At 67.2% G+C, this 1995-nt stretch carries 1 protein-coding gene; it reads left to right on the forward strand.

The features are described from left to right. The first annotated feature begins 14 nt into the window (after positions 1 to 14). Entirely contained in the window at positions 15 to 1970 is a 1956-nt protein-coding gene (gene acs, locus OU682_RS23765) for an acetate--CoA ligase (RefSeq protein WP_268944648.1), read from the forward strand. Positions 1971 to 1995: the final 25 nt, after the last annotated feature.

The raw sequence follows: 1995 nt of genomic DNA on the forward strand, positions 1-1995 counted from the left end.
AGCCAGGAGGGAAGATGAGCCAGGAACTGATTGAAAAGCATCCCATTCCGGCGGGGTTCGAGAAGGCCCTGTGCGGTCCTGCGGATTACGCCCGCCTTTACGCCGAATCGCTCCGGGACCCTGAATCGTTCTGGGGCCGGGAAGGCCGGCGCCTGGACTGGATCCAGCCCTACGGCGTGGTCAAGAACACCGACTTCACCTTTGGCCAGGTGTCGATCAAGTGGTACGAGGACGGGGTGCTGAACGCCGCGGTCAACTGCGTGGACCGGCACCTGCCGGCCCGCGCCAGCCAGACCGCGATCATCTTCGAGCCCGACGATCCTGCGACGCCCGCGCAATACATCACCTATGCGGAACTGTCCGAGAAGGTGAACCGCTTCGCCAACGTGCTTCTGTCGCAGGGCATCATGCGCGGCGACCGGGTGGTGATCTACCTGCCGATGATCCCCGAGGCGGCCTACGCGATGCTGGCCTGCGCGCGGATCGGGGCGGTCCATTCCATCGTCTTCGCGGGCTTCTCGCCCGACGCGCTGGCCAACCGCATCAACGACTGCGGCGCCAAGGTGGTCATCACCGCCGACACCGCGCCCCGCGGCGGGCGCAGGACCGCGCTCAAGTCGAACACCGATGCCGCGCTTCTGCACTGCTCGGACAAGGTGCGCTGCCTGGTGGTCAAGCACACGGGCGACCAGACCACCTGGATCGACGGGCGCGACGTGGACGTCAAGGCGCTGATGGAAACCGCCAGCCCCGACTGCCCGCCCCGTCCGATGGGGGCCGAGGATCCGCTGTTCATCCTCTACACCTCGGGCTCGACCGGCAAGCCGAAGGGGGTGGTCCACAGCACCGGCGGCTATCTGGTTTATGCCGCGATGACCCACCAGTACACCTTCGACTACAAGGACGGCGACGTCTTCTGGTGCACGGCGGATGTGGGCTGGGTGACGGGCCACAGCTATATCGTCTATGGGCCGCTGGCCAATGGCGCGACCACCGTGATGTTCGAGGGCGTGCCGACCTGGCCCGATGCCGGGCGCTTCTGGGAGGTTTGCGCCAAGCACAAGGTGACGCAGTTCTATACCGCGCCCACGGCCATTCGCTCGCTGATGGCCAAGGGGACCGAGCCGATCGCGGGCCACGACCTGTCGTCGCTGCGCATCCTGGGCACCGTGGGCGAGCCGATCAACCCCGAGGCCTGGAACTGGTACAACGACAACATCGGCAAGGGCCGCTGCCCGATCGTCGACACCTGGTGGCAGACCGAGACCGGCGGCCATCTGATCACGCCGCTGCCCGGGGCCACGGAAACCAAGCCCGGATCGGCCACGCTGCCCTTCTTCGGCATCCGGCCGGTGATCCTGGAGGCCGAGAGCGCCAGGGTCGTCGAGGGCAACCCGGCCGAGGGCGTCCTGTGCATCGCCGACAGCTGGCCCGGCCAGATGCGGACCCTGTGGGGTGACCACCAGCGCTTCCAGGAGGCCTATTTCCAGCAGTATCCCGGCTATTACTTCACCGGCGACGGCTGCCGGCGCGACGAGGACGGCTATTACTGGATCACCGGCCGCGTCGACGACGTGATCAACGTCAGCGGCCACCGCATGGGCACCGCCGAGGTCGAGTCGGCCCTGGTCGCCCATGAAAAGGTCGCCGAGGCGGCGGTGGTGGGCTATCCCCACCCGCTGAAGGGGCAGGGCATCTATGCCTATGTGACGCTGATGAACGGCGTGCAGCCCTCGGACGACCTGCGGGGCGAGCTGGAGAAATGGGTCCGCACCGAGATCGGCCCGATCGCCAAGCCCGACCTGATCCAGTGGGCGCCGGGCATGCCCAAGACCCGCTCGGGCAAGATCATGCGCCGCATCCTGCGCAAGATCGCCGAGAACGACTATGGCGCCCTGGGCGACATCTCCACCCTGGCCGAGCCCGAGGTGGTCGACGACCTGATCGCCAACCGCATGAACCGAGGCTGACAAAAAGGCCGCGGAGGGGGGCGGC

The organism is Paracoccus benzoatiresistens (assembly GCF_026913015.1).
In the GTDB taxonomy this organism is placed as follows: domain Bacteria; phylum Pseudomonadota; class Alphaproteobacteria; order Rhodobacterales; family Rhodobacteraceae; genus Paracoccus; species Paracoccus benzoatiresistens.